The 21,023-nt window shown below is 66.6% G+C and carries 21 protein-coding genes and 1 tRNA gene; 10 read left to right on the plus strand and 12 right to left on the minus strand.

Annotated elements, in window-relative coordinates; translation table 11 throughout:
* Positions 1 to 780, plus strand: a 780-nt coding sequence (locus GNZ21_RS07140; protein ID WP_157322801.1) for a hypothetical protein, incomplete at its 5' end; no start/stop codon positions are given.
* Positions 781 to 836: 56 nt separating this feature from the next.
* Here the strand turns inward: GNZ21_RS07140 and GNZ21_RS07145 are convergent.
* The 3 genes from GNZ21_RS07145 to GNZ21_RS07155 form a co-directional block, all read right to left on the minus strand.
* A complete protein-coding gene (locus GNZ21_RS07145; RefSeq protein WP_157322803.1) occupies positions 837 to 1,871 on the minus strand; it encodes a zeta toxin family protein in 1,035 nt (344 codons plus the stop codon).
* On the minus strand, positions 1,868 to 2,158 hold the full coding sequence (locus GNZ21_RS07150) for a hypothetical protein (protein WP_157322805.1): 291 nt from the start codon (positions 2,156 to 2,158) through the stop codon (positions 1,868 to 1,870). Before GNZ21_RS07150 ends, GNZ21_RS07145 begins: the two co-directional genes overlap by 4 nt.
* Before the next feature lie 94 nt (positions 2,159 to 2,252).
* Positions 2,253 to 2,474 (minus strand): helix-turn-helix domain-containing protein, encoded by a 222-nt coding sequence (locus GNZ21_RS07155; RefSeq protein WP_157322807.1) that lies wholly within the window; start codon positions 2,472 to 2,474, stop codon positions 2,253 to 2,255.
* A 97-nt stretch (positions 2,475 to 2,571) separates the two neighbouring features.
* On the opposite strand from GNZ21_RS07155, the gene GNZ21_RS15680 reads away from it, so the two are divergent.
* A complete protein-coding gene (locus tag GNZ21_RS15680; RefSeq protein WP_188503532.1) occupies positions 2,572 to 3,225 on the plus strand; it encodes a helix-turn-helix domain-containing protein in 654 nt (217 codons plus the stop codon).
* Positions 3,222 to 4,490: a tyrosine-type recombinase/integrase gene (locus tag GNZ21_RS07160; RefSeq protein WP_188503533.1), complete on the plus strand. Its 1,269-nt coding sequence runs from the start codon at positions 3,222 to 3,224 to the stop codon at positions 4,488 to 4,490. The genes GNZ21_RS15680 and GNZ21_RS07160 overlap by 4 nt, the downstream gene beginning before the upstream one ends.
* A 79-nt stretch (positions 4,491 to 4,569) precedes the next feature.
* On the opposite strand, the gene GNZ21_RS07165 is transcribed toward GNZ21_RS07160, so the two are convergent.
* Positions 4,570 to 4,653, minus strand: a tRNA-Leu gene (locus tag GNZ21_RS07165).
* 188 nt (positions 4,654 to 4,841) lie between these two features.
* Here GNZ21_RS07165 and hrpA point away from each other — a divergent pair.
* The 3 genes from hrpA to GNZ21_RS07180 are packed head-to-tail and all read left to right on the plus strand — an operon-like array spanning position 4,842 to position 9,410.
* Entirely contained in the window at positions 4,842 to 8,810 is a 3,969-nt protein-coding gene (hrpA, locus tag GNZ21_RS07170; protein WP_157322811.1) for an ATP-dependent RNA helicase HrpA, read from the plus strand.
* Between the two features lie 22 nt (positions 8,811 to 8,832).
* Complete coding sequence (locus GNZ21_RS07175) at positions 8,833 to 9,039, plus strand: ribbon-helix-helix domain-containing protein (protein ID WP_157322813.1); 207 nt, start codon at positions 8,833 to 8,835, stop codon at positions 9,037 to 9,039.
* The gene (locus GNZ21_RS07180) at positions 9,039 to 9,410 is read left to right on the plus strand and encodes a type II toxin-antitoxin system death-on-curing family toxin (RefSeq protein ID WP_157322815.1); all 372 of its coding nucleotides are present in this window, start codon (positions 9,039 to 9,041) and stop codon (positions 9,408 to 9,410) included. The genes GNZ21_RS07175 and GNZ21_RS07180 overlap by 1 nt, the downstream gene beginning before the upstream one ends.
* 44 nt (positions 9,411 to 9,454) lie before the next feature.
* Here the strand turns inward: GNZ21_RS07180 and GNZ21_RS07185 are convergent, their stop codons facing one another.
* Positions 9,455 to 9,889, minus strand: a complete 435-nt coding sequence (locus tag GNZ21_RS07185) for an HIT family protein (RefSeq protein ID WP_157322817.1) — start codon at positions 9,887 to 9,889, stop codon at positions 9,455 to 9,457.
* A gap of 40 nt (positions 9,890 to 9,929) precedes the next feature.
* On the opposite strand from GNZ21_RS07185, the gene GNZ21_RS07190 reads away from it, so the two are divergent.
* Entirely contained in the window at positions 9,930 to 10,352 is a 423-nt protein-coding gene (locus tag GNZ21_RS07190) for a Fur family transcriptional regulator (RefSeq protein ID WP_157322820.1), read from the plus strand.
* On the plus strand, positions 10,349 to 11,062 hold the full coding sequence (locus GNZ21_RS07195; RefSeq protein WP_157322822.1) for an alpha/beta hydrolase: 714 nt from the start codon (positions 10,349 to 10,351) through the stop codon (positions 11,060 to 11,062). The genes GNZ21_RS07190 and GNZ21_RS07195 overlap by 4 nt, the downstream gene beginning before the upstream one ends.
* A 38-nt stretch (positions 11,063 to 11,100) precedes the next feature.
* Here the strand turns inward: GNZ21_RS07195 and GNZ21_RS07200 are convergent, their stop codons facing one another.
* From GNZ21_RS07200 to guaB1, 4 genes are all read right to left on the minus strand, one after another.
* Complete coding sequence (locus GNZ21_RS07200) at positions 11,101 to 11,967, minus strand: metal ABC transporter permease (RefSeq protein WP_157322824.1); 867 nt, start codon at positions 11,965 to 11,967, stop codon at positions 11,101 to 11,103.
* Positions 11,960 to 12,745: a metal ABC transporter ATP-binding protein gene (locus tag GNZ21_RS07205; protein ID WP_188503534.1), complete on the minus strand. Its 786-nt coding sequence runs from the start codon at positions 12,743 to 12,745 to the stop codon at positions 11,960 to 11,962. The genes GNZ21_RS07200 and GNZ21_RS07205 overlap by 8 nt, the downstream gene beginning before the upstream one ends.
* A complete protein-coding gene (locus tag GNZ21_RS07210) occupies positions 12,742 to 13,671 on the minus strand; it encodes a metal ABC transporter solute-binding protein, Zn/Mn family (protein WP_157322825.1) in 930 nt (309 codons plus the stop codon). Before GNZ21_RS07210 ends, GNZ21_RS07205 begins: the two co-directional genes overlap by 4 nt.
* Positions 13,672 to 13,759: 88 nt before the next feature.
* Positions 13,760 to 15,241, minus strand: coding sequence for a GMP reductase (guaB1, locus tag GNZ21_RS07215; RefSeq protein WP_157322827.1), 1,482 nt, complete (start codon positions 15,239 to 15,241; stop codon positions 13,760 to 13,762).
* Between the two features lie 126 nt (positions 15,242 to 15,367).
* Here guaB1 and GNZ21_RS07220 point away from each other — a divergent pair, with 126 nt between their 5' ends.
* Positions 15,368 to 19,213: a multifunctional oxoglutarate decarboxylase/oxoglutarate dehydrogenase thiamine pyrophosphate-binding subunit/dihydrolipoyllysine-residue succinyltransferase subunit gene (locus tag GNZ21_RS07220; protein ID WP_188503535.1), complete on the plus strand. Its 3,846-nt coding sequence runs from the start codon at positions 15,368 to 15,370 to the stop codon at positions 19,211 to 19,213.
* 21 nt (positions 19,214 to 19,234) lie between these two features.
* Complete coding sequence (locus GNZ21_RS07225; RefSeq protein WP_157322831.1) at positions 19,235 to 19,867, plus strand: GDSL-type esterase/lipase family protein; 633 nt, start codon at positions 19,235 to 19,237, stop codon at positions 19,865 to 19,867.
* A gap of 69 nt (positions 19,868 to 19,936) precedes the next feature.
* Here the strand turns inward: GNZ21_RS07225 and GNZ21_RS16295 are convergent, their stop codons facing one another.
* Genes GNZ21_RS16295 through GNZ21_RS07235 form a run of 3 tightly spaced genes read right to left on the minus strand, consistent with a single transcriptional unit; the run spans position 19,937 to position 20,971 of the window.
* A complete protein-coding gene (locus GNZ21_RS16295; RefSeq protein ID WP_373868394.1) occupies positions 19,937 to 20,011 on the minus strand; it encodes a 50S ribosomal protein bL37 in 75 nt (24 codons plus the stop codon).
* A gap of 46 nt (positions 20,012 to 20,057) precedes the next feature.
* The gene (gene rsrA, locus GNZ21_RS07230) at positions 20,058 to 20,333 is read right to left on the minus strand and encodes a mycothiol system anti-sigma-R factor (protein WP_157322833.1); all 276 of its coding nucleotides are present in this window, start codon (positions 20,331 to 20,333) and stop codon (positions 20,058 to 20,060) included.
* Positions 20,334 to 20,338: 5 nt separating this feature from the next.
* A complete protein-coding gene (locus GNZ21_RS07235) occupies positions 20,339 to 20,971 on the minus strand; it encodes a sigma-70 family RNA polymerase sigma factor (RefSeq protein ID WP_157322835.1) in 633 nt (210 codons plus the stop codon).
* Between the last annotated feature and the right edge of the window lie 52 nt (positions 20,972 to 21,023).

Genomic DNA, 21,023 nt, shown 5'->3' on the forward strand with positions numbered 1-21,023 from the left:
GCCGAGCAGCGCGCCGCCCGGTTCGCGGAGTTCGCGGAGCGATTCGACCGGCTCAGCACGCAGCACCGGCAGGAACGCGCCGAGGTCGAAGCCACCGCGCAGGCGGCGACCCAGGCTGCTGAGCAGCTGCGCGAGAGCATCCACGGCCCGCTCCGAGCAGCGGCCTTGACGGACGCACAGGGAGTCCTGCGCCTGGCCGACGCGCAGGAGCGGGCCGGGCAGCGCGTGCGGGCAGCGGGGCTGTTCGCGCGGCGGAGCGCCCGGAAAGAGCACGCCACCGCACAGCACCAACTCACTGCCGCCCGCGCCCACCTCACCCGCGAATGGGGAAACCCGAGCACGCTCTACACCGGGAACATCGCGCAGTGGGCAGACGCCGCAGCCGCCCGCCGCACGGACACCGATCCGCGCGTCGCCCAAGCTGACCAGAACGCGACCGCCGCACGTGAACGCCTCCCAGCCGTAGACGCCGAGCAGCGGCGGGCGAGACAGCGACTCGCCGCGCTCGTCTACGGGGCCGAGCGCGTCCGAACTGACCCCGTGCGCGCTGAACTCAACATGCCCGCCCGTGACGCCGCCACCTGGACAGCGAAAGCGCGGCGCGATGGCGCCGAGGCCGCGAAGCTCACCGCGATGACTCCCACGGAGGCCGGGCAGTACCTCGATACCCGCGCCGCCGCCGAGGCGGCGCGAGCGCAACGCGAGCGGCAGATGCGCGAGGCCGCGCGCACGCATGAGACCGCAGACCCGTACCGGCCAGGGCCAGGCCTCAGCCTGTAGGTCTGAGCGGCGAGACAGCAGCATTTAGCACGTGGAACGATTCCGGGCGCGTTCCCTCATCTGCCGAGGCTCGGGCCGCGCCGATCGACGCCTTGACGCTCGCCCGTAGTCGGTTGTCCGACGTCGCGGGGTGGCCTGGGCGGGAACGTGCCGGAAGGGAGGCGATGTTCCAGATCGAGCTGGCGGCGCTGATGCTCGTGGAGCAGGAACTGCGGTGCCATCGCGCGATCGGAGAGGATACGGAGCATCTGTGCCGCGTCGTCTTGCAGGCGAGCATATGTCGGGGCGGTATGCGTGCCGAGGTAGCCCGGCCTCTGTTTCGCTCGCGCGTAGACGGCTGAGTAGTCCTTCAACCACTGAGCGGCCAAGCCAGGTGACAGCGGCCGCTGCTGCTCGTGTCGGAGGGTGTGCGCTGCGACCGGCTCCCGTTCCCATTCCCCCGCGGCATCCCGGTGGTTGTCGAAAAGCGGGGCTTCGCGGGAGAACACCCGCACTCGCGCGATGTGCGGGAGCGCTTCGAGCGCCAAGAGCACCCCGGCCGACCCGGCGAGGGCGGTTTCGTGCGCTTCCGGCGGTGTCCACCGGCCGGGCTCGTTCGGGCCGTCGCCGAGGGATCGCATCTCGACCGACAGCCGCGACACCGGAGCCGGGGTCGCGACGGCGACGACTTCGACCCGATATCCGGCCTTGGCGAACCGGGCCGCGGTGCCGGTGACCATGCCCGGGTCGCGGAAGGTGCCTTCCAACAGCACCGAGTAGCGATGCGAGAGTGCGTGATCCAGGGCGAGCTTCACGAGCCCGCCCGAGACGGGAGCGGTCGCCGCGGGCATCTCGAACGGGGCCCGGGTCGCGAGCCGCCGGAAGTCGGGGTGGTACTCGCGGAGGTCGTCTCCCGTGATCTCGACCAGATCGTCCGCGACGTGCTCGGCGAGGATCGCGCGCTGGACGCGGGTCTTGCCCGCTGCGGGCTGCCCGCCCAGGAGCACGAGCACCGGCTGCTCCTGCGAGGCGTGACCTGCGAACAGGTCATCCCGGGCCTCCTCCTCGAAGACCCGGCGCAACCAGGCACTGCTGCCGACCGTTTCGGTCATGCAGTGGCGGGGAGGGCGAGGTTTTCGAGTCGCCACACCTCGTTCTGCGCGATGATCTCGGCCCGATCCTCCGGGTTCAGCACGCGCGCCTGCTGCTTCACGAGGCGACGCCTGGCAACCCAGTGGCCACGATCTTCATCGTCCTTGGCGTTGCGGGCGAGGTTCAGTAGGCCTGCGGACAATACCGAGGCGTTGTGGCGGGCGATGTCGTAGAGCATGGCATCGGAGATTCCCCTGTAGTCCGGCCGGGCCTGCGGGGCAGGGGCGGTCAGGATGGTCTGGCTCATCGGCTGTTCCTCCGTTCCTGAACCCTCAGTCTACCGCCGCAGTCTGACCGTGCCCAGGGCGGTGCCGAATCGGCACACCCGCACCCGTGGCCGTTCAGGAATCGCGGCCAGGGGTGTCGTCGGCGAACAGGGCGAGGAACTTCTCGCGCGGGATCACGATGCGCCGCCCGAGTCTCACCGAGGGGATCGTGCCGTCGTTGATGCTCGTGGTGATCGTGCGCGGATCGACGCCGAGCGCTTCGGCGGCTTCCTTGCGGGTGATGACGAGACTGCGCCGCCCGCGCAGGTCTTCCATATCGAGAGTGCTCTGCCGCATGATCACACCATCCGTTCCAGTCCGCGCGCGAGAAGGTGCCCACCAGACTAGATCCACGGGTCTTGCGCTGTCAAGTATCGCAGTGTACATTTCTTGCATGGAAACAGAACGAGTGCGGGGCAACCCCGCAGGAATCACGAACACGCACGTCGCGAATAACATCCGCGCAGCCCGGCAGGCGATCGGGATGGACTTGCGCACGCTCTCCGACGGGATCGCCGCCACCGGGCGCAAGCTCTCCCCATCGGGCATCAGCAAACTGGAGGCCGGGGATCGCCGGGTAGACGTGGACGACCTCACCGTCATCGCGTACCTGCTGCGCACCACCCCCGCCGCTCTCCTCACGCCCCCCGAGGGGCAGACGACGCTTACCGGGGTGCCCGACGAGTTCGAGCCGGAAGAGATCGACCGGTGGATGCGCGGAGAACTCGTGCTCACCGACGAGGGCCTGTTCAACTACTGGCAGCAGGAATGGGTGATCTGCACCGACCGCATCCACCACCTCGAAACCACGCTCGCCGGTATGACCGCACCCAGCCCGGACGATCCCGAGAAGACGCAGGCGCACCCCAAGACCATCGCCGCCTACCAGGAGCGGTTGGAGACGGCGAGAGCACGAGCACGGGTGATCCGGGAGCGGGGTGTGCAGCTCGACCCGGAGGGGCGCGTGTTCAACGCGGCCGACTACATCGACAATTATCCCCAGACTCACCAGCCCGGAAAGACGACCGCGAGGAGCAGCTTGTCATGACCCCGAAGAAGCCACCCGCGCCAGAGCAGAGCGACGGGGGTGAGAAGCAGCAGCGGCGTTCCCGCTCTCGGCAGCCCGGGTCGATCCAGGCCTACGACACCGACCGGGGCAAGCGGTGGCGGTTCCAGATCTACGTCCTGAAAGACCCCGAGTATCCCGAGATGGGATCGCGCCGTCTCACCCGTTCCGGGTTCACGAGCACCGACGAGGCCAACGACGCCTTGCAGGAGGCGTTGAAGCAGCGCAAGCAGAACGAGAAGTTCGGCAACAAGGTGCCCACCCTGGGCGCGTACGCGGATGAGTGGGGGGCGGGCTTGAAGCTCGCAGCGTCCACGATCAAGGGCTACAAGAAGATCATCCGCAACCACATCAAGCCCCAGCTCGGCACGATCCGGCTCGACAAACTCACCGCGACCAGGATCGCCCGCCACTATCGCGACCTCGAAAACCACGGCCGCAAAGACGAGTACGGCAAGGGCAAGCCCTTGTCGGCCAACAGTGTCCACAAGGTGCATGTCGTGCTCGGTGCGATCCTCGATGCCGCGATCGACGACGGACACCTGACGGTGAACCCGGCGAAGAAGAAGCGCACCGTCAAGGCCCCGACCACGAGCGAGGTACGGGCCCAGAAACCCGAGATCGTCACGTGGACAGCCGAGCAGTTGCAGACCTTCCTCACCTGGAACCGCGACGAGCGTGAAGACGAGCTGTTCCCGCTGTGGCGCCTCATCGCCTACACGGGGATGAGGCGCAGTGAAGCCCTCGCGCTGAAGTGGAGCGACCTCAACACCAAGACGATGCGGGTCAGCATCCGCCGCGCGGTCGATACCGACGACTGGACGAAGACCAAGCCCCCGAAGACCGGCAACGCCCGCGTGATCGACGTGGACGAAGACACTCTGAAAGTGCTCGCCTCCTACAAGGTCGCCCGCGCGGAACTCTCGTTCACGCTCGCCAAGGCCGACGCCTACATCTTCGGAGACGACGACGGGAAGCTGCGCTCACCCGACGCGATGACCAGCCGCTGGGATCGCCGCATGAACTGGCTCACCAAAAAGTACGACACCATGCACCGCGTCACGATCAAGGGCCTGCGCCACACCCACGCGACCCTGCTGCTGGAGATGGGCGTGCATCCCAAGGTCGTCCAGGAGCGCTTGGGGCACTCAACGATCACGACGACGATGAACATCTACTCCCACGTCACCCCGACCATGCAGAGGTCGGCCGTAGACCGCTTCGCCGCCCATCTCGGACAGGCTTAGCACTTTTTCTAGCACTTCCAACGAAAAAGGCCCCCGACCCGGAGTTTAAAACTCCTGATCAGAGACCATTTTCCATTCGTGCGCGAGGGGGGAGTTGAACCCCCACGATCGTGAGATCACTGGCACCTGAAGCCAGCGCGTCTACCAATTCCGCCACTCGCGCATCGGCCCCCGTTATCCCGGCTTCCACCGGGTCCCTGAGGACCTGATGCTGTTGAAAACAGCGAGAGCCATCCTAACCCGATAATCCCCTGGGGACCTAATCGCGGCGTTATCCGCAGGCTGGGGCGGGTGCTGCCAGGGCTTGAGGAGCAGCTAACGGAACACCAATGCACGATTAGACTTGGACGGATGTCTGCCGCCACCCGCACCTCTGCCGTCTTCACCGCTGAGGACCTGAACTACCCGGAACATCTGCCGGTCACCAGTGAGCGGGACACCATCCTTCAGGCGCTGCGTGAGCACCAGGTGATAGTGATCGCCGGAGAGACCGGCTCCGGCAAGACCACCCAGCTGCCCAAGATGCTGCTAGAGCTGGGACTGCATGAGCAGGGGCTGATCGGCCACACCCAGCCGCGCCGGCTGGCTGCCCGCACTGTGGCCGAACGGCTGGCCGAGGAGTTGGGCAGCCAGATCGGCAGCACCGTGGGCTACCAGGTCCGCTTCACCGCCGAGGTGGGCCAGGACACCTCCGTGAAGCTGATGACCGACGGCATCCTGCTGGCCGAGATCCAGCGGGACCCCCAGCTGCGGAAGTACTCGGCGATCATCATCGACGAAGCCCATGAGCGCAGCCTGAACATCGATGTGATCCTCGGCTACCTCAAGCGGATCCTCCCGCAACGTCCGGATCTGAAGGTGATCGTCACCTCCGCCACCATTGACCCGGAGCGGTTCAGCGAGCACTTTTCGGCAGCACCGATCATCGAGGTCTCCGGCAGGACCTACCCGGTGGAGATCCGCTACCGGCCGGTGGTGGACCTCGATGAAGCTGCTGAGGATGCCTCAGCCGCTGACCGGGATGAGGCAGATGCCATCAGTGAGGCCGTGGTGGAGCTCGCCGATGAACCGGACGGGGACATCCTGATCTTCTCCCCCGGGGAGCGGGAGATCCGAGAGGCCGCTGAGGCCCTGAGTGAGACTGTTAGACATCACCGGAGGCTGCAGGGCTCTGAGATCCTGCCGCTGTTCGGCCGGCTCTCCCTACAGGAGCAGAAGCGAGTATTCACCCCGGGTGGGCGGCGTCGTATTGTGCTGGCCACCAACGTCGCTGAGACCTCCCTGACGGTGCCGGGCATCAAGTACGTGATCGATACCGGCACCGCCCGGATCTCCCGGTACTCCACGCGCACTAAGGTCCAGCGCCTGCCCATCGAACCGATCAGCCAGGCCAGCGCCAACCAGCGGGCCGGGCGCTGCGGGCGCACCTCCGACGGCATCTGCATCCGGCTCTACTCTCAGGAGGATTTTGAGGCCCGGCCGGAGTTCACCGATCCGGAGATCCTGCGCACCTCGCTGGCCTCAGTGCTGCTGCAGATGTCGGCCATGGGCATCACCCGCAGCCCGCAGGAGCTGCTGGAGTTCCCCTTCGTGCAGAAGCCGGAGGCCAAGGCGGTCAACGACGCCGTGCGCCTGCTCACCGAGCTCGGCGCCCTGGAGCCCTCCGGCCGGGTGACCGGCACCGGACGGCGGATCTCCCAGCTGCCGGTGGACCCTCGGCTGGCTCGGATGATGGTGGAGGCCTCCCGCCGGGACTGCCTCACCGAGGTCACCGTGCTGGTGGCCGGGCTGTCCATCCAGGACGTCCGCGAGCGCCCCACCGAGCAGCGCGATCAGGCCGATGCCCTGCATAAGCGGTTCGCAGATGAGAAATCCGACTTCTCCGCGCTGCTGAATCTGTGGCGATACATCGGTGAGCAGCAGGCCGAGCTGTCCTCCAGCCAGTTCCGCAAGCTGTGCCGCCGCGAGCACCTGAACTGGCTGCGCATCCGCGAATGGCAGGACCTGGTCAACCAACTGGGCGAACTGGCCCAACAGGCCAAGCTCTCCCCCCGGCGCATCCGCGCCCGGGACACCGCCGAGCATGTGGCCAAGCATGATGAGATCCACAAGTCCCTGCTCGCCGGGCTGCTGAGCCATATCGGGCTCTACACTCCCCGGACCCGCGAGTACCAGGGTGCCCGCGGGGCGCGGTTCGCCATCTTCCCGGGATCCGGACTGTTCAAGAAGAACCCTGAGATGGTGATGGCCGCCGAACTGGTGGAGACCTCCAGGCTCTGGGCCCGCACTGTGGCAGCCGTGGACCCTGCCTGGGCTGAAGAGATCGGCGGGCATCTGGTCAAACGCAGCCACTCCGACCCTGTCTGGTCCGCCAAGCGGGGTGCGGTGGTGGCCACCGAGCGGGTGACCCTCTTCGGGGTGCCGATCGTGGCCGACCGCAGCGTGCTCTACGGCAAACTGGACCCGGAGTTCGCCCGCGCCGAGTTCATCCGCCATGCCCTGATCGAAGGTGACTGGAACACCCGCCACCACTTCGACAAGCGCAACCGGGCCCGCTTCAAGGAGATCGCTGAACTCGAGGAGCGCACCCGGCGCAAGGACCTGCGTGCCGCTGACCACCACCTGATGCAGTTCTTCGCCGAGCGGCTGCCCGAGCACATCACCTCCCAGCGGGCCTTTGACGCCTGGTGGAAGAAGGCCCGGCACGAGACCCCGGAGCTGCTGGACCTGCCGGAGGCCACACTGATGGCCCCCGAGGCCGAACAGGTGGACCTGGAGGCCTTCCCCGAGCACTTTGCCCACGACGGGCTGAGGCTGGAGCTCACCTACGCCTATGAGGCCGGGGTCACCGTCCGGGTGCCGGTGCTCTTCCTCAACCAGCTGCAGCCGCACCGCTTCGAGTGGTTCATCCCCGGCCGGCGCACTGAGATGATCACTGCGCTGATCCGCTCCATGCCCAAGCAGCTGCGCCGGAACTTTGTGCCCGCCCCGGATGTGGCGGCCCAGGCGCGGGAAGCCTTGGAGGCTGAGGACTCCGCCCACACCCCCTTCCGGCCCGCCCTGGCCAGCGTGCTGCGCAGGCTCAAGGGCGTGGTGGTGGACCCTGCGGATCTGGACATGGACTCGCTGCCGGACCACCTGCGCTTCACCTTCGCTGTGGTCAGCGAGCGCGGCCGCGTGTTGGACTCCGGATTTGACCTGGAGGAGCTGCAGATCCGCTTCAGCGGGGAGAACCGCGAGGCCATCCAGCGCTCGGTGAGCGGCTCCGGCGGCTCCAGCGGGTCCAGCGGGTCCGGAGGGTCCAATGCTGCTCAACCCCGCACTCCTGGGGACCCCCGCCCATCGAGTGGTGAAAAGTCCCCGCCAAAGACCCCCTCTGAGCTCTCGATGGCGGGGGGATCTCACCACTCGAGTGCCGGGGTGGACACCTCAGCGCGAAACCAGACCAGCTGGAGCTTCGGGGATATCCCGCAGCAGGTCACCAGCCGGGCCGCCGGCCAGGAGATCACCGGCTACCCAGCGCTCACCCCGGATGAGGCCGGGGTGCGGCTGACCATCACCGGCTCCCCCGGTGAGCAGGCCCGCACCCACCGCCGCGGCGTCGTACTGCTGCTCAGGCATGTGCTGCCCAGCCCCCAGCGCTATGTGGTGGAGCACCTGAGCAACCGGGAACGGCTGGCCTTCGGGCAGTTCGCCCAGGATGCAGACACCAGCACGGATGAGCTGGTGGCCGAGGCGACCACGGCGGTGCTGGACCACCTGGTGCCGGCGCAGCTGCCGTTCACCGCCGGGGAGTTCGAGCAGATCTCCCGGGCGGCTCGCGCTGAGCTGATCGAGACGGTGCTCAAACTCACCGATGTGCTGGCTCAGGCACTCACACTCAACACCCAGGTGCGCGCCCGGCTGGGCTCGGTGAAGTCCACGGCGCTGCGCCCGGCAGTCTCGGATATGCAGGCGCAGCTCGATCAGCTGGTCTACCCAGGCTTTGTGGCCGCCACCGGTTACGCCCAGGCCCAGCACCTGCCCCGGTATCTGAAGGCCATGCTGGTGCGCCTGGACCGGCTGGAGGCTGGTCAGGGCGTGGCCAAGGACACCACCGATATGCAGCAGGTCCAGGAACTCGAGGATGAGTACGACGCCGCCGTGGAGGCTGTTCCGCCCCAGCTTCCGGTGCCTGCCGACCTGGCTGCCGTGAAGTGGATGATCGAGGAGCTGCGGGTCAGTCTCTTTGCCCAACAGCTGGGCACGGTTCCTGTGGGCTCAGTCCAGACGGTCAGCGCCAAGCGCATCCGGCGGGCGATCAAGCAGGCCAGCGGATAGGGCCGGTTGGTATCATTTTGGTATGGCTATGACGCTGAGGCTCCCGGAGGACACAGACCGCAAGCTCGAAGAGCTGGCGGCGAGCCGGCATGTCTCGAAGCAGTCGCTGATCATTCAGGCCACCGAGAAACTCCTGCAAGAGGATGAGAACAAGCGCAAAGTGGACCGCGCCGTCGACTACACCTTCGAGCGCTACGGCAAGGTCGTGGAGCGGCTGGCCGATGCCTGATGGAACGCATCGCGCTGGAGCAGGCTCTCGAGGTCATTGAACGGCTGGGCTTCTATGTACGTGACGAAGGACTCCTCGAGTCCGCTCTGGCCCGGCCCGTCACCGCTGTGTTCGGCAATCCAGCCTATCCGACGCTTCAGCCGGCGGCCGCAGCCCAGACGGAGTCGCTAGCCCGGAATCACTCCCTATTGGACGGCAATAAACGCAGCACATTCTTCCTGCTCAACGTGTTCCTCTCTCTGAACGACGCTCAGCTGGTAGCTGAGGATGATGCGGTATTCAACTACATCCTCGATGCAGCGCAGGGAAAGCTGAGTCTGGAGGAATCAGCCGAATTCATCCAGGCGAACGTTCGCCGCTGGCAGGACTAGGGGCTCCTAGGGACTTCGGGCCTGTCCCGGCTCGCCGCCGTGGCTCAGCTGTCCTCGGCGGGGACGTGGTCCGCCTCGCCCATCAGGCGCAGGGCCACCCGGATCTTCTCGGCAGCCTCGTCCATCTTCTGCTGATCCGGATTATCCATGGCCTTGGCAAAGTCGAAGTCCTCCAAGGAGTTCGAGGGCCAGACGTGCAGATGCAGGTGCGGCACCTCGTAGCCGGCGATGGCCAGCCCGGCCCGTGCCGAGCCGAAGGCCTCCACCTGGGCCTGGCCGATCCGCTGGGCCACTGTGCTCAGATGCGCCACCAGCTCCGGTTCGGCATCGGTCCACATATCCACCTCAGCCCGGGGCACCACCAGAGTGTGCCCGTAGGCCAGCGGGGCGATCGAAAGAAAGCCCACACAGACCTCGTCCTGCCACACGAACCGCCCGGGGAACTCCCCGCTGATCACCTTCGAGAAGACTGTAGCCATAGCTCTAGAGTACCCCCGCACTGCTAGTCTGGGGAGCACTATGAACAGCACTGCCACTCCCCCGGTGAGGGGACGGTCCACCCGCCAGAAGCGCGCCGTCTGGGCTGCCCTGAGCGAGCTGGACGACTTCGTCTCCGCGCAGGACCTGCACCGGATCCTCAGCGATCGCGGCGAGAAGGTCTCGCTGGCGACGGTCTACCGGGTGCTGCAGGCCCACCAGGAGGAGGGCCTGCTCGATGTGCTGCGCCCCGATGACGGTGAGGCGATCTTCCGGCTCTGCGCGGCCCAGGAGCACCATCACCACCTGGTCTGCCGCAGCTGCGGGCTGGCCGTGGAGTTCGAGGCTCCGGATTTGGAGTCCTGGGCCGAGCGGATGGCCGCCGAGAACGGCTTCACCGATGTCCGGCACACCCTGGAGATCTTCGGGCTGTGCAAGGTCTGCACCGCCCAGCAGAAGACATGAGCCACAACCGCAGCACCGGAGTGCTGGTCCTGCACGGCTTCACCTCCACCACGGCCTCCATGCAGCCGGTGGCTGAGGCGGCCGCCGCGGCCGGCTATGAGACCGAGCTGCCGCTGCTGCCCGGCCACGGCAGCCGCTGGGAGGATCTGGCCGAGACCCGGGCCGAGGCGATCCTCGAGGCCGTCTCCACCGCATACGACCGACTCTCCCAACGCTGCGGCACTATCGTGACCGTGGGCCTGTCCATGGGTGGTGCGCTGGCATTGTGGGCCGCAGCGGAGAAGAACGCGGCCGGCGTCGTCGTAATCAATCCTGGGCTGCGGCTGGCGGCCGGCACCGGGCTGCTGGCCCGGGGGCTGCACCGCTTCCGGCCCACGATCCCCGCCATTGCCGGTGAGATCGCCAAACCGGATGTCACCGAGGATGCCTATGAGGTGACCCCGGTGCGCGCCGTAGTCCAACTGGACCGGCTGTTCCGGCGAGCCCGGGCGGCACTGCCCCAGCTGAGCCAGCGGAACACCCCGGTGCTGCTGCTGCGCTCCCCCATTGACAAGGTGGTGGGCTCGGCCTCGGCCACCCTGCTCAAGCGCCGGGTGCCGCAGACCCGCGAGGTGATCCTGCGCCGCTCCCGGCACGTGGCCACCCTGGATCATGACGCCGAGCTGGTCAACCGCCGTACAGTGGAGTTCATCGCCGCCTGCTCCCAGTAGTTGTTGGGAGCTCAGCAGGGGTAGCTGCAGCCGATGGCTCAGGCAGCCTGAACTGCCGTGCGGTGACGCGCCTTGCGCTGCCGCCAGCCGATCAGCAGGCACACCAGGTAGAAGAGGAAGCTGATAGTGGTGATGTAGGGGCTGATCGGCACGGTGCCCATGATCGCGATCATGATTCCGCCCACTGCGGAGATCACGGCGAAGGTGCAGGACAGCGCCACCACTGCCGCAGGGTGCCGGGCCACCTTCAGGGCCGCGGCCGAGGGCACCACCAGCAGGGCCAGCACCAGCAGGGCCCCGACCACCTGCACGCTCATCGCCACCGCCCCGCCCAGCAGCACCATGAACACGATGGTCAGCAGATTGGTGCTCACCCCCCGGGCAGCGGCCAGCTGAGGGTCCACTGAGGCGAACATCAGCGGGCGCCAGATCAGGATCAGCACCGCGGAGATGATCACCGCCCCGGTGACCAGGGTGCGGGTCTGGACGTCGTCGACCCCCACGATCTGACCGGTCAGCAGCCCGAACCGGTTGGCGCTGCGGCCCTGGTAGAGGTGCAGGAAGAGGATCCCCAGGCCCAGGCCGAAGGGCATCAGCACTGCGGTCACCCCTGAGGTGTCCTTGTCCTTCAGGGCCAGCACCCCGATGAGCAGGGCCGCGACCACTGCGCCCACTGCCGAGCCGAGCACCACATCCAGCCCGGCCAGCAGGAACAGGGCGGCCCCGGCAAAGCTGATCTCCGCGATGCCGTGGACCACCAGGCCGGAGCGGCGCAGCATGATGAAGATGCCGATGATCCCGCCCATCAGGCCCAGCACCGCCGCGGTGATCACCGAATTGCGGACCAGCCAGAACAGGTCCCAGTAGTTCTCCGTGCTGAAGCTGGAGGTGATCTGCTCAATCATTGTGATGCTCCCCCTCCGAGTGTTCGCCCATGACCACCAGGCGGCCCTTATGCTCGATGACCTCCACCGGGGACTGGTAGAGCTCGGAGAGCACCTCGGAGCGCATCACCTCATGCACCGGGCCGATCCGGTGGTCCCCCCGGGCGAAGTAGAGCACCCGGTCCACATGTTCGATCACCGGGTTGATCTCATGGGTCACGAACACCACCGCGGAGCCGCGCTCCACAGCCTGGGAGCGGATCAGTTCGGTGATGGCCCGCTGGTGGTGCAGGTCCAGGGAGTGCAGCGGCTCATCGCAGAGCAGCAGGGCGGGATTGCCGGCCAGGGCCTGGGCGGCCCGCAGCCGCTGCTGCTCACCGCCGGAGAGCAGCCCCACCGGGCGGTCGGCGTATCCCTGGGCGCCGACCAGATCCAGCAGCTCCTCAATGCGCAGCCTGGCTTTGCGGGAGGTCCAGGGGATGCCGTACCTATGCCCCTGAAGCCCCAGTCCCACCAGGTCACGGGCGCGCAGCGGGGTCTCTGCCTCCAGGTTGTAATGCTGCGGGATGTAGCCCACCTGGGAAGAACCGCGCCGCACCCGGGCGCCCAGCACCTCTGCTGAACCGGAGCTGAGCCGCTGCAGGCCCAGCAGCACTTTCAGGAAGGTGGACTTCCCGGCGCCGTTGGGGCCCAGTACGGCCAGGAACTCCCCGGCCTGAAGGGCAAAGCTGACCTCCGACCAGAGGGTGCGCGCGCCGAAGCTGACCGCAGCCTGGTTCAGGCTCAGCGCCGCGGTCACTCAATCTCCTGCAGGGCGCCCTCGATGATGTCGATATTAGCGGCCATCCACTCCAGATACCCCTCGGAGTCATCGGGCAGGGTCTCGGTGAACTCGACCACCACGGCCCCGGCATCGGCGGCGGCGTCGCGGATCCGGGCCGACTGCTGGGTCTCGGTCTGCGGGTTGTAGGAGAGCAGCTCGACCTCCGCGGCCAGATCCAGCGCGTCGGAGTAGAGCCGGGGCGAGACGTCCTCGCCGTGCTCCACCGCGTTGAGGAACTCCAGCGGGGTGGCATTGTCGAACCCGGCATCCTCCAGCAGGAACCCGCTGACCGCCTCGGTGGCGAAGTAGCTGTGGCCGGCCGCGTCCAGGGCGGCAGTGCGCTCGGCCAGGGCATCGATCTCAGCAGCCAGGGCTGCGGCGTTCTCCGTGTAGTACTCGGCGTTCTCCGGGGCGGCCTGACCCAGGTGCTCGGCGAAGTCCTGGACGAACTCACTCATCCGCTCCAGGTCGTACCAGACGTGCTCATTCTCCCAGGTTCCGTCAAAGTCATGGGAGTGCCAGTTCTCACCCTCGATGAGTTGGTAGACGTCCTGGTCCTTGTCCGCCGCCGAGGCCAGCAGGGTGATGAAAGAGTCGTAGCCGCCGCCGTTGGCGATGATGATATCGGCATTCTCCACGGCCATCCGGTCCTGCGGGGTGGCTTCATAGGAGTGCGGGTCAACTGCGGTGGAGGCCACCAGCGGCTGGACCTCCACAGTGTCCCCGGCGATGCCCTGCACCAGGTCGGTGTAGACATCGATGGAGGCCACCACGGTCAGCCCGGTATCGGCCAGCTCGGCGTCCTCCTGAGCCAGAGGTTCAGTGCCCTGCTCCGCATTGCCGCAGGAGGAGAGTACGACGACGCCCACGCAGGCAGCAGCTGCCAAAAACGATCTTTGCATGCCGACTACAGTACCTTTGTTGCAAACTGTTCTCAAAATCAGTCTGCGTGGACATGATGCTGCCGGTCACGCGGCAGCCGGCCCCGGCTCACCAGGAGGAGGACAGCGGCTTGCCCTCCTCATAACCGGCGGCGGACTGCACGCCGGCCACCGCCCGCTGCCTGAACTCTGCCTGGGTGCGGGCCCCGGCATAGGTGAAGGAGGAACGCACGCCTGCGGTGATGGAGTCCAACAGGTCCTCCACCCCGGGGCGCTCGGGGTCCAGGAACATCGTGGAGGTGGAGATCCCCTCCTCGAACATCGCTTTGCGCGCCCTGGCTAAGGCGGACTCCGTGGCCGTGCGGTGCTGGACGGCCCGTGCCGAGGCCATGCCGTAGCTCTCCTTGTAGCGGCGCCCGTCAGCAGCGGTGAGCAGGTCTCCGGGGGACTCATAGGTCCCGGCGAACCAGGAGCCGATCATCACCTGGGAGGCCCCGGCGGCCAGGGCCAGGGCGATGTCGCGGGGGTAACGCACTCCCCCGTCGGCCCAGACATGGGCGCCCGCCTCGCGGGCTGCGGTGGCGCATTCGAGCACTGCGGAGAACTGGGGGCGACCCACTGCGGTCATCATCCGGGTGGTGCACATAGCTCCGGGGCCCACCCCGACCTTCACAATGTCTGCTCCGGCCTCGATCAGTTCCCGGGTCCCCTCAGCGGTGACCACATTCCCCGCCGCCACCGGGACCACCAACCGGGTGGACTCCACGGCCGCACGCACCGCGGCCAGCGCCTGGAGCATCTTCTCCTGATGACCATGTGCGGTGTCGACCACCAGCACGTCCACCCCAGCCTCCAACAGCGCCTCGGCCTTGGCCTGCACATCGCCGTTGATGCCCACCGCCGCGGCCACCTTCAGCCGTCCGGCAGCATCCAGGTTGGGACGGTAGATGGTGGAGCGCAGCGCACCGGCGCGGGTCAGTACGCCCAACAGCTCCCCGGATGCGCTGGTCACCGGGGCGTAGTCCGTCCCGGCTGCCTCCATGGCTGAGAAGGCCGGTTCCAGGGCAGCTGCCTCCATGGCGGCGTCGTCGTCTCCGAAAAGCTCATCGGCAGTGAACTGCACCTGGGGCATCCGCATCACCGATCCCACTGAGGAGAACCGGTCGACCCCCTCCCCGTCGGCGGCGGTGACCACCCCGGCCAGCACCCCGGAGTCATCCAGCACGCAGACCGCACCGTGGCTGCGCTTGTCCAGCAGGTGCAGCACATCGAGCACAGTGTCATCGGCTGTGACCTTCAGCGCAGTCTCCAGCACCGGGTGACGGGACTTGACCCACTCGGTGACTGATGCGATCACCTCGGTGGGAACATCCTGAGGCAGCACCCCCAGCCCGCCGCGCCGAGCCATGGTTTCGACCATTCTGCGCCCGGTCACCGCCGTCATATTCGCCGAGACAAGCGGGGTGGAGCTGCCGGTGCCGTCATCTGCGGAGAGGTCCACCTCGAACCGGCTGGCCGCCTGCGACCTGGAGGGAACCAGGAACACATCGGCATAGGTGAGGTCATAACCGGGATCGCTGATCAGTTGCATCACAGACACGATACCCCGAACGGTGGCAACTGGGACCGGAAAGTCACTATGCTTGGAGGGCGAATGATCCACTGATGCACAATGCAGTGCCCGGCAACAAGATCACATGGAAGAGGCGTATCCACAGTGCCAGAGCTAACGTCCAGCCGTCTTGCGGAAGAATTTCCCGGAAATGAATGGCTGGTGGCGGATATATACGACAAGTATCGTCAGGATCCGGGGTCGGTGGACCGCAAATGGGCGGACATCTTCCGCCGCCTGGAATCCGAATCTTCCAACGGTGCTGCGGAGAAGGCTGAGCAGGCCGAGAAGAACGGATCAGACAACGACGCCGCGGCTAAGAGTGACAAGCCCGCTCCCCGGCAGAACGTAGACTCCACTCCCGCAGCGGACAATGAGACCCGCCCCAAGGATGAGACCACCCCCTCCACCGCCAAGCCGGCTGAGCCCAAGTCCTCCCAGAAGGCCAGCTCGGAGAAGCGGCAGGCGCCCAGCCAGCCGGCCACCCGTAAGGCTGACCCCACCCAGCCGATCCCCTCGGAGCCGGTCAAGGCCGCCGATGGGGAGGAGCGTGAGGCCAAGGAGGACAAGCGCACTCCGCTGAAGGGCATCGCCAAGGCCATCGCCGCGAATATGGACGCCTCCCTGGAGGTCCCCACCGCCACCACGGTGCGTGCGGTGCCGGCCAAGCTGCTCATTGACAACCGCACCGTGATCAACAACCACCTCAAGCGCACCCGCGGCGGCAAGGTCTCCTTCACCCATCTGGTGGGCTACGCCATGATCAAGGCGCTGCGCGAGCACCCCTCGATGAACGTCACCTATGACGTGGTCGACGGTAAGCCCACTGCGATCCAGCCCGCCCATGTGAACTTCGGGCTGGCCATCGATATGCCGCGGCCGGACGGCACCCGGGCACTGATCGTGCCCAACATCAAGGGAGCCGAGGAGCTCAGCTTCACCGACTGGTGGGCTGCCTATGACGATCTGGTCAAACGGGCCCGGGACAATAAGCTCACCCCGGGCGACTACGCCGGGACCACGGTGAGCCTGACCAACCCCGGCGGCATCGGAACGGTGCACTCAGTGCCCCGGCTCTCCAAGGGGCAGGCTGTCATCGTGGGCGTGGGCGCCCTGGACTACCCGGCCGAGTTCCAGGGAGCTTCTGAGAAGACCCTGAACAATCTGGCCGTCTCTAAGGTCATCACCCTGACCTCCACCTATGACCACCGGGTCATCCAGGGGGCCGGCTCCGGTGAGTTCTTGAAGACCATCCACGAGCTGCTGCTGGGCAAGGACGGCTTCTACGAGGAAATCTTCGAGGCGCTGCGGATCCCCTACCTGCCCATCCACTGGTCTGCTGATATCCAGGTGAACCCTGAGGAGCAGATCAACAAGGTGGCCCGCATCCAGCAGCTGATCCACGCCTACCGGGTGCGCGGACACCTGATGGCCAGTGTGGACCCGCTGGAGTACAAGATGCGCTCCCACCCGGACCTGGACATCGAGAACCACGGGCTGACCCTGTGGGACCTGGACCGGGAATGGCCCACCGGCGGCTTCGGCGGTAAGGAGATGCTGCCGCTGCGCTCCATCCTGGGCGTGCTGCGCGATACCTACTGCCGCAACACCGGCATCGAGTACATGCATCTGCAGTCCCCCGAGGAGCGGGAGTGGTTCCAGAACGAGATCGAGCACCCCTACTCCAAGCCCAGCCGGGATGAGCAGTTCCGGATCCTGGGCCGGCTGAACTCTGCGGAGGCCTTTGAGACCTTCCTGCAGACCAAGTTCGTAGGGCAGAAGCGGTTCTCGCTGGAGGGCGGCGAGTCGCTGATCCCGCTGCTGGACACCATTCTCTCCGGTGCCGCCGATGCCGGTCTGGACGAGGTGGCCATCGGCATGGCCCACCGCGGCCGGCTCAATGTGCTGACCAATATCGCCGGTAAGACCTACGCTCAGGTCTTCCGGGAGTTCGAGGGCCGCGACAAGGGAACCGGCTCCGGGGATGTGAAGTATCACCTGGGCACCCGGGGCCAGTTCACCTCGGACAAGGGCAACACCACCAAGGTGTACCTGGCGGCCAACCCCTCCCACCTGGAGGCGGTCAACCCGGTCCTGGAGGGCGTGGTGCGCGCTATGCAGGACCGGCTGGACAAGGGCTCAGACAGCCTGGACAGCTTCTCGGTCATGCCGCTGCTCATCCACGGCGATGCCGCCTTCGCTGGTCAGGGAGTGGTGGCTGAGACCCTGAACATGTCTCAGCTGCGCGGCTACCGCACCGGCGGCACTGTGCATGTGGTGGTCAACAACCAGGTGGGCTTCACCACAGCGCCCAGTGCGGCCCGGTCCATGACCTACTGCACCGATATGGCCAAGGCCATCCAGGCCCCGGTCTTCCACGTCAACGCGGATGACCCCGAGTCCGTGGCCCGGGTGGGCCAGCTGGCCTTCCAGTACCGGCAGCGGTTCAACAAAGACGTGGTCATCGACCTGGTCTGCTACCGCCGCCGCGGCCACAACGAGGGCGATGACCCCTCGATGACCCAGCCGAAGATGTACAACCTGGTGGAGGCCAAGCGCACCACCCGCCGGCTCTACACCGAAGCTCTGGTGGGACGCGGCGATATCACCCAGGAAGAGGCCGACCAGGCCCTGGCCGACTACCGGCAGCGGCTGGAGCGGGTCTTCACCGAGACTCATGCGGCCCAGACCCAGCCGGTCTCCACTGTGGAGGCCGGCGGCGGGGCCACCAGCGAGGATGTGGCTCCCACCGCCTCCCAGGAGGAGGATGAGACTCCCTCCCGCGCCCCTGACGACACCGCGATCAGCGAGGCCGATCTGGCGCATATCGGTGAGGTCCACACAAATATCCCGGAGGGCTTCACCCCGCACCCCAAGCTGAAGTCGCTGCTGGAGAAGCGGGCCAAGATGGCCCGCGAGGGCGGTATCGACTGGGGCTTCGCGGAGATTGCAGCCTTCGGTTCGCTGCTGATGGAAGGCACCCAGGTGCGGATGGCCGGGCAGGACTCCCGCCGCGGCACCTTTGTGCAGCGCCATGCGGTCTTCCACGACCGGGCCAACGGCGATGAGTGGTACCCGCTGAAGAACCTCACCGAGGGTCAGGGCCGGTTCTTCATCTACGATTCGCTGCTCTCCGAGTATGCAGCGCTGGGCTTCGAATACGGGTACTCCGTGGAGAACCCCAACTCACTGGTCCTCTGGGAGGCCCAGTTCGGCGACTTCGTCAACGGCGCGCAGATCATCATCGATGAGTTCATCGCCACCGCAGAGCAGAAATGGGGCCAGCGCTCATCGCTGGTGATGCTGCTGCCCCACGGCTACGAGGGCCAGGGCCCCGACCACTCCTCGGGACGCCCGGAACGGTTCCTGCAGCTGTGCGCGGAGGACAATATGACCGTGGTCATGCCCTCCAGCGGCGCCAATTACTTCCACCTGCTGCGCCGTCAGGCCGTAGCCCGGCCCCGCCGCCCGCTGATCGTGTTCAGCCCCAAGCAACTGCTGCGGCTCAAGGCTGCGGCCGACAGTGTGGAAGCCTTCACCACCGGCACCTTCCAGGAGGTCATCCCGGACACCGAGGCCGATCCGGCCAAGGTCAAGCGGGTGCTGGTGGTCTCCGGTCGGCTGTACTACGACCTGGTGGCCACCCGGGCCAAGCAGAAGGACGAGACCACCGCCATCGTGCGCCTTGAGCAGCTCTACCCGATGCCGGTGGAGGCCCTGCAGGCTGAGCTGGACAAGTACAGCAACGCCGAGGAGTTCGTCTACACCCAGGACGAGCCGGAGAACCAGGGCCCCTGGCCGTTCTTCGGAATGAACTTCGCCCCGCAGCTGAAGCAGGACATCTCCCTGGTGGCCCGTCCGGAATCGGCGGCCACCTCGGTGGGTCAGGCCAAGCGGCATGCCAAGGAACTGGAGACTCTGCTGGGCCAGGCCTTCCCCGGGCAGAGCTAGTCCCGGGTAAGGTTCCTACGTATGGATGAACTCGTGGAACCCCGCCGGATCCGGCTGGTGGCGGTGGGCGATGAGCTGCTCACCCCCACCGGCGACCCCCGCGCACTGGGCTGGTTGGGCCGGGTGCTCTCCAAGACGCCCCTGCACGGTGTGCACCTGCAGCCTCATATCCTGGCCGTACCCGGTGAGGGCGTGGAGGCGCTGTCCAAGCGGTGGGAGGCCGAGGCTGCACCCCGCTTCGGACCGGTGGCCGGTGAGGATGCAGCCGAGCGGCACCTGCTGGTGGCCCTCAATGATGCCGACCTGCGGACGGCGTCCTCGGCTAGGGCCCGCCTGAACCTGGCCAATATCCTGGACCGGGCCTCCCAGCAGGGCATCCGCTGCTTTGTGGTGGGACCGGTGCCCGGGCTGGACGCTGAGCACAACCGGCGGGTCGCAGAGCTCAACCGTGCCTACCGGGATGTCGCCGAGCGCCGGGGCCATCCCTATGTGGACGCCTTCACACCGCTGCTTGACCATGCCCAGTGGCGCGAGGATCTCACCGCCAATGCCGGGCATCCGGGCCAGGCCGCCTTCGGGCTGATCGCCTGGTTGGTGCTGCACCGCGGCTGGTTCGAATGGCTGGATATAACGGAAGGCCCCACCAGCACATAGCTGGCAGGGCCTTCCTATGGTCCTTGAGGTGCGGTCTCCGGCAGTGCGCTGCCGGGACCAGCACCGCGCTCAGGCGTTGGGCCGCTTGCCGTGATTGGCGCTGTTCTTGCGGCGTGCCTTGCGCTTACGTCCACGCTTACCCATAGTGAACTCCTTTCCTAGGCAACCCGGACAGTCTACCGGAAGCCGATCAGTGGCGGGCGCCGAGCTTGATCTGGCTGATCCGCTCGATGATGGTGACCTTCAGCATCTCAGGTGCCTGCTCCGTGCAGGAGCGCTTCACCACGGAGCGGATCACGCACTCTAAGTCATAGTCGGAGGCGCATTCCGGGCAGTCGCTCAGATGCTGCTGCACCTCGCTGATGTCCTGGCGGGTCAGCGCACCGTCGAGGTACTCGTAGATCCTCTCCAGGCGCTCAGCAGCCTCAGCGGTGGTCTCACAGTCTTTGCAGTTCTCAGTCCCCATAGCTCTCAGTTCGCCTCCCCGCGGTTGAAGCCGCGTTCCCGGGCGTAGTCAGCCAGCAGCCCGCGCAGCAGTTTGCGGCCCCTGTGCAGCCGGGACATCACAGTGCCGATCGGAATATTGAGGATCTCTGCGATCTCCTTATAGGCAAAGCCCTCCACGTCCGAGAAGTAGACCGCCAGGCGGAACCCCTCCGGGATCTGCTGCAGGGCTTCTTTGACATCGTTGTCCGGCAGGTGATCCAGCGCCTCAGCCTCAGCCGAGCGCAGGCCCGTGCTGGTGTGCTCGGCGGCCTGAGCCATCTGCCAGTCCTCCACCGTGTCGGTATTGGCCTGTTGGGGCTGCCGCTGCTTCTTCCGGTAGATATTGATATAGGTGTTGGTCAGGATCCGGTACAGCCAGGCCTTCAGATTGGTGCCCGGCTTGTACTGGTGGAATGCCGAGTACGCCTTGGTGTAGGCCTCCTGGACCAGGTCCTCGGCGTCCTGCGGGTTACGGGTCATCCGCATCGCCGCAGAATACAGCTGGTCCACATACTGCAGGGCGTCGCGTTCAAAGCGGATCCGCCGCGCCGCCTCAGTCTCCTGGGCAACGTCGGTCTCCTCGGACAGGGTGGAAGCAGATGCAGGGCGCTCACTCATCACCCCTAAGTCTACGCCCACCCACACAGCAGTCTCGGGCCGGGTCAGAGTT

The organism is Nesterenkonia alkaliphila, from assembly GCF_009758175.1.
GTDB classification, from domain to species: domain Bacteria; phylum Actinomycetota; class Actinomycetes; order Actinomycetales; family Micrococcaceae; genus Nesterenkonia; species Nesterenkonia alkaliphila.